This is a genomic window from Sphaerobacter sp. (assembly GCF_019683595.1).
GTDB lineage: Bacteria > Chloroflexota > Chloroflexia > Thermomicrobiales > Thermomicrobiaceae > Sphaerobacter.
Map to the genome: position 1 here is coordinate 40,305 of NZ_JADGHZ010000007.1, position 6,477 is coordinate 46,781.

General features: G+C 67.2%; 6 protein-coding genes. 5 read left to right on the forward strand and 1 reads right to left on the reverse strand.

Features of this window, described 5'->3' with window-relative positions:
* Window position 1: 1 nt before the first annotated feature.
* Complete coding sequence (locus IRZ30_RS01675) at window positions 2-790, reverse strand: SDR family oxidoreductase (RefSeq protein ID WP_294082229.1); 789 nt, start codon at window positions 788-790, stop codon at window positions 2-4.
* 275 nt (window positions 791-1,065) lie between these two features.
* Between IRZ30_RS01675 and IRZ30_RS01680 the strand changes: the two genes are divergently transcribed.
* The 5 genes from IRZ30_RS01680 (at window position 1,066) to nuoD (ending at window position 6,383) form a co-directional block, all read left to right on the forward strand.
* The gene (locus IRZ30_RS01680; RefSeq protein WP_294082231.1) at window positions 1,066-3,504 is read left to right on the forward strand and encodes a transglycosylase domain-containing protein; all 2,439 of its coding nucleotides are present in this window, start codon (window positions 1,066-1,068) and stop codon (window positions 3,502-3,504) included.
* Window positions 3,505-3,600: 96 nt separating this feature from the next.
* A complete protein-coding gene (locus tag IRZ30_RS01685; protein ID WP_294082233.1) occupies window positions 3,601-3,957 on the forward strand; it encodes an NADH-quinone oxidoreductase subunit A in 357 nt (118 codons plus the stop codon).
* The gene (locus IRZ30_RS01690; RefSeq protein WP_294082235.1) at window positions 3,948-4,505 is read left to right on the forward strand and encodes an NADH-quinone oxidoreductase subunit B family protein; all 558 of its coding nucleotides are present in this window, start codon (window positions 3,948-3,950) and stop codon (window positions 4,503-4,505) included. The genes IRZ30_RS01685 and IRZ30_RS01690 overlap by 10 nt, the downstream gene beginning before the upstream one ends.
* Window positions 4,506-4,537: 32 nt before the next feature.
* Window positions 4,538-5,146, forward strand: a complete 609-nt coding sequence (locus IRZ30_RS01695; RefSeq protein ID WP_294082236.1) for an NADH-quinone oxidoreductase subunit C — start codon at window positions 4,538-4,540, stop codon at window positions 5,144-5,146.
* Between the two features lie 79 nt (window positions 5,147-5,225).
* Entirely contained in the window at window positions 5,226-6,383 is a 1,158-nt protein-coding gene (gene nuoD, locus IRZ30_RS01700) for an NADH dehydrogenase (quinone) subunit D (RefSeq protein WP_366945307.1), read from the forward strand.
* Window positions 6,384-6,477: the final 94 nt, after the last annotated feature.

Sequence of the window (6,477 nt, forward strand, 5' to 3'; positions counted from 1 at the left end):
TCTAGAGCGTGCCACGGTAGAGCCCGCCGTCGACCAGGATCGTCTGGCCGGTGACGTAGCTCGCGGCGGGCGACGACAGGAAGACGACGACCCGGGCGAATTCGTCCGGCTCGCCCAGGCGCCCCAGCGGGATGCCCTGGGCGTTGTCACGCAGGGCGTCCTCGAGGGCGATCCCCTCGCGCTCGGCCCGGGAGCGCGCCAGGTCGAGGATGCGATCGGTGCGCGTCGGGCCGGGGCCGACGTTGTTGACGCGGATGTTGTAGCGGCCCAGCTCGTTGGCCATCGACTTGACCAGTCCGACCACTCCCGAGCGGGCCGTGTTCGAGAGGATGAGACCGTCGAGCGGCTGTTTGACCGAGATCGAGGTGATGGTGACGATGCTGCCGCCGCGGTCTTTCAGGTGCGGGACCGCGGCGCGGCACATCCGCAGGGTGCTGAGCAGGTTCAACTCGATCGCGTCGATGAAGTCCTGCTCGCTCAGGGTCTCGAACGTGCCGGCCGGCGGGCCGCCTGCGTTGGTCACGACCGCGTCGAGCTGGCCGAAGTGCCGGACCGTCTCGTCGAAGACGCGGGTGATGTCCTCGGCTCGGCGCGCGTCGGCGGTCAGTGCCAGCACCTCGGCGCCCGTCTCCTCGCGGATCTCGCGCGCGGCCTGTTCGATTCGCTGCTGGTCGCGGGAGAAGATGGCGACGCGAGCGCCCTCCCGGGCGAACTCGCGCGCGACGGCCTTGCCCAATCCCTTGCTGGCCGCGGCGACGAGGGCCACCCGGCCGGTGAGTCCGAGATCCATGCTGCCCCTCCCACACCGCGCGGCGCCATGCCGCGCCAGACGTCACGCTCCACGCATGGTGCGCGAACAGTGTAGCATGATGATCGCGGCGGGCTACCCGCCCCGGCGTGGTATTATCCCAGCGTGGTTCCGCGCGCAGCCAAGAGTTGTTGCCGGTGCGGCGGGGCTGGGATTGGGTTGTGAGTCGAGCTAGCTTTTCTCGTTCGAGCATGAATCGCCCGCGCGGGCGCCGCCGCTTGCGCCAGTACGGGCCAGGGGGACCGCGCCCGCACCGTATGCCGCCGCTGATGCTGCGCCGGCGCCGGCGGCGACAGGTGTCGCCGTGGGGCGTGGGGCGCTTCGCGGCCGCGACGATGCTCGTCGTGCTCGTCCTGGTCCTCGGCGCGGCTGGGGCGGCTGCGGCGGGCGGCATCGCCTTCTGGAGCTATGTGAACCAGGGGCTTCCCGATATCGAGCACGTCGAGGCCCGGCAGTTCGCCACAACCAAGATCTACGACCGCAACTGGAAGCTCCTCCATGAAGTCTCCGACCCGGAGACCGGCTGGCGCACCCCAGTCGGCTACCAGGAGATCCTGGACCACATCACCCAGCAGCAGAGCGACCCGGACAAGCCGCACCGGGCCTGGATCTTCGACGCTACCGTGGCCGCCGAGGACGCCACCTTCTGGAGCAACCAGGGCGTGGACCCGATCGCGATCGCGCGCGGGTTCCTGATCAACATCAGTGGGATTGGTTCCTCCGGCGCCTCAACCATCACGCAGCAGACCGTTCGCCTCCTCTACCCGGAGACGATCGGTATGGAACGCAGCTACATGCGCAAGATCCGCGAGGCGATCACCGCCTACCGGTTCACCAAGCACTACACCAAAGAGCAGATCCTGGAGATGTATCTCAACAACGTCTACTACGGCAATCGTGCCTACGGCATCGACGCCGCAGCGCAGGCCTATTTCAACAAGCATCCCTGGGATCTGACGCTGGCCGAGGCGGCCATGCTCGCCGGGCTGCCGCAGGCACCCAGCCTCTACGACCCGGTGCAGAACTACGAGCTGGCCAAGGCCCGCCAGCGCTACGTGCTGGACCAAATGGTCAAAGAGGGGATGATCACCGAGGAGGAGGCGGAGGAGGCGTACGCCCAGCCGCTCCATCCCGAGACGCGTGAGGGCCGCTACAACCTGGCGCCGCACTTCGTCAACTTCGTCAAGTACTACCTGGAGCAGCGGTTCGGTGCCGCCATGCTCTACCAGGGCGGGTTGACCGTGCGGACGACCCTCGACTTCGGCCTGCAAGAGCGCGCCCAGCAGATCGTGGCCGAGCACATCGAGCGCCTGGCGCCCTGGGACGTCAACAACGGGGCGCTGGTGGCCATGCTCCCCTGGAGCGGGGAGATCGTGGCCATGGTCGGCAGCGCCGACTACTACAACGACGCCATCGACGGCCAGGTCAACGTGGCGGTGCGCGAGCGCCAACCCGGCTCCTCGATCAAGCCGATCGCCTACCTGGCGGCCTTCGAGAAGGGTTGGAACCCGGGCACGATCATTCTTGACTACGACACCCGCTGGCCTACGCCCGGCGCACCGGAGCCGTTCTACCGCCCGCAGAACTACACCGGGCTGTACTACGGGGCGGTGAGCGTCCGCGAGGCGCTCGGCAACTCGCTCAACATCCCGGCGGTGAAAGCGCTCGACTTCGCCGGCATCGACAACATGATCGACCTGGCTCACCGCATGGGCATCCGGACCGGGCTCAGACGCGGCCCAGGGCACTACGGGTTGTCGATCGCACTCGGCGGTGGCGAGGTGACGCTGCTGGAGCACACCAACGCCTTCGCCACCTTGGCGAACAACGGGCGCTACGTGCCCTACACCCCGATCCTTGAGGTGCGTGACATCACCGGGAAGACGCTCTTCTCACTCGACCGATCGCAGACGCTGGCCCAGGCCGAGCAGGTCGTCAAAGCCGAGCACGTCTATCAGATCACCGACATCCTTTCGGACAACAACGCGCGGGCGATGATCTTCGGCACGTCGACGCCGCTCACGCTGCCGGAGTTGGGCAACCGGCCGGTGGCGGCCAAGACCGGCACGACCAACGACTGGAAAGACGGCTGGACGATGGGGTACACCACGGATCTGGTCGTCGGCGTCTGGACGGGGAACACGGATAGCCACCCCACCCGGCAGTTGGATGGTATCCAGGGGGCTGCCCCCATCTGGCACGACTTCATGGTGGTGGCGCACACCGATCCGCAGTTCGCCCAGACTCTCCTCGGGCCGGACGGCCAGCCGATCCCGGAGGAGTTCCCGCGGCCGCCCGGCATCTACGAGGGGCCGATTTGCGCGGCGACCGGGAAGCTGCCCATCCCCGGTTTCCGGACGGTGACGGAGGTGCTGGTCCAGGGCGAGGGCCCGACACTGCGCTGCAACCAGATCACCGACGCCGAGCGCCGCGAATTGACGGCGGCACTGCAGGACGCCGCGCGCAACAGCCGGTTCACCAGCCGGGGGATCCAGACCCTCCACGCCTATGCGGCCGCGGTTGGTGTGGACGTGCCGTCGCCGACCCCGAGCCCGACGCCGGAGCCGATCGAGACGCCGGTTACCGAGCCGACGCCCGCGCCGAATCCGACGGAGCCGACGGACAACCCCGAGCCCGACCAGCAGCAGCCCGACTCCGAGCAGCCGCCCGACTCCGGGGAGGCGGGCGGCGACTAAACAAAGACACGCTCGCTGCCCGTGTTATGGCCGGGGGCGTGTGATATAGTACACAAGCGCGGGGACGAGCCCCGAACGCCCTGAGAGGGAGCGAGGATGCTGCAAGGGTACGCGGTCATCGGGCTGATGCTCATCACAGCAATCCTGATGGGCTCGGTCCTCCTATTGCTCGGCCGGTTGGTCCGACCGTACCGGCCCACCCCGACAAAGCTCCAGCCATACGAGAGCGGCATCCCCGACGTGGACCCGCCCAAGACCCGCTACACTCCCCGCTTCTACATCGTCGCCATGCTCTTCGTCATCTTCGACATCGAGGCGATCTTCCTCTACCCGTGGGCGGTCTCGTTCGTACCGCTGGGCGTCTACGGCTACGTCACGGCGGTCGTCTTCCTCACCATCCTGCTTGCCGGCCTGCTCTACGAATGGAAGAAGGGGGCGCTCGAATGGGTGTAATTGAGGACCGGTTCGAGCGAAACATCCTGACGACTACCGTCGATACCGTCTTCAACTGGGCGCGGCGCTCCAGCCTCTGGTGGCTTCAGTTCGGGCTGGCCTGCTGCGCCATCGAGATGATCAGCGCGGCGATGCCGCGCTTTGATATGGCCGAGCGGTTCGGCATGCTCTACCGTGCCTCGCCGCGTCAGGCCGACCTGATGATCGTCGCGGGCACGGTGACGAAGAAGATGGCGCCCGTCGTCCGGCAGCTCTACGACCAGATGGCCGATCCGAAGTGGGTCATCAGCATGGGGAGCTGCGCGAACGTCGGAGGCCCGTTTGACACCTACGCCGTGGTTCAGGGGGTGGATCAGGTGATCCCGGTCGACGTCTATGTGCCGGGCTGCCCGCCCCTGCCTGAGGCGCTGTACTACGGCGTGCTCGAGCTGCAGAACCGTGTGATCAAGTACGACACGATCGCCAAGAAGCAGGGCGTCGAGGCGGCCGAGGCGGACCGCATCCGCGCGCGCGAAGAAGCCCAGGCCGCGCTGGGAGTTCGGCGCTAGGCTCCGCGACGCGCGGCGGGAGAGGTGACGACGTGTCTGAAGAACGGCAGATTGCCGCGGTACCCCGGTCAGCACCCTGGAGCGACACAGGGTACTGGGGTCCGACCAACCCCGATGAACACCCAGCGGTCCGCGCCGTACGCGAACAGTTCCCCGACGCTTACATCTCCGCCTATGCGTTCCGCGACGAGATGACGATCCGCGTCGAGCGCTCGCGCTTCCGGGATGTGATCCAGTTCCTGCGCGATCACCCCGACTTGCAGTACACGATGCTGTCCGACGAGACGGCCGTGGACATGCTGCGGCTGCGACCCGACCCGCGCTTCGACGTGCTGGCGCAGCTCTACTCGATTCGCCGTCGCTGGCGGCTGCGGGTCAAGTGCGGGGTCAACGACGGGGAGGTCGTCCCCTCGCTGGTGCCGGTCTTCGCTGCGGCGGGCTGGCTGGAACGCGAGGTCTACGACATGTTCGGCATCGTCTTCGAGGGGCATCCGGACCTGCGCCGCATCCTGCTCCCCGAGGACTGGGACGAGGGGCACCCGCTGCGGAAGGACTACCCGCTGCGCGGCTACCGTGAGTATGTGCAGCCCGGGTTCGAGGCACCCGCTCCGCGTGTCCGCTCGAGACTTCGGAGGCCGTAGCACCATGTCGCTGGAAATCACCGAGCCGACACCGGTCATCATCAGCGAAGAGCGCCAGATCAGCGACACGCGGCGGGAGATGGTCCTGAACATGGGACCGCAGCACCCGAGCACCCACGGCGTGCTCCGGGTGCGCCTGACGCTCGAGGGCGAGACGATCACCGCCTGCGACCCGGTCATCGGCTACCTACACCGCGGCGTCGAGAAGATCGGGGAATCCAAGCGCTACGCGCAGTTCACCCCCTGGACCGACCGCACCGACTACGTCGCGGCGCCCTCCAACAACCTGGGCTACGTGCTGGCGGTCGAGAAGCTCCTGGGAATCGAGGCGCCGGAGCGCGCGCAGTACTGGCGCATGATCATGGGCGAGCTGGCGCGCATCGCCTCGCACCTGGTCTGGCTGGGCACCCACGCGCTCGACATCGGGGCGCTGTCGATGTCGCTCTACTGCTTCCGGGAGCGGGAGCTGATCCTCGACATCTTCGAGAAGTTCTGCGGCGCCCGGCTGACGACCAACATGATGGAGATCGGCGGGTTCTCCCGCCCCATCCCGGCCGGCCTGCCGGAGATGATCCGCGACTTCCTGAAAGTCTTCCCGTCGCGACAGCGAGAGTATGAAGACCTCCTCTCGGCCAACCCGATCTGGCTGGCGCGCACCCGGGGAGTCGGCGTCATCGAGCCGGATGTGGCGATCAACTACGGACTGACCGGGGCCTGCCTGCGCGGCTCAGGCGTGAACTACGACGTGCGCAAGGCGCAGCCGTATCTCCTCTACGACCGGATCGACTTCGAAGTGCCGCTCGGCACCCAGGGCGACGTCTACGATCGCTACCTGGTGCGCATGGAGGAGATGCGGCAGTCGCTGAAGATCATCGAGCAGTGCCTGGATCAAGTGCCGACGGATGGTCCGCTGAAGCTGGCGGAGTCGAACTACGTCATCCCGCCGCATGAGAACGTGCTGACGACCGCCGAGGACATGCAGCGGCACTTCATCTGGGTGATCAAGGGCTTCTCGCCGCCGAAGGGCGAGGTCTACATGTCGATCGAGCACTCCAAGGGAGAGCTCGGCTATTACATCGTGAGTGATGGGTCGCCGGTTCCGTACCGGCTGCGGATCCGGACGCCGGATTTCGTGAATCTCCAGTCGCTGCCGTACCTGGCCGAAGGGGCCATGCTGGCCGACGTGGTGGCGCTGATCGGCACAATCGACATCGTGTTGGGGTCGGTGGACCGTTAAGATAGCCCAGCCCGACGCGGTCCGGCGCGAGGCGCCGTGCGGGCCGGGACCTTCACCATGCGCTGGGGGCAGGGGGAGTGCCCCGGGGCAGGGG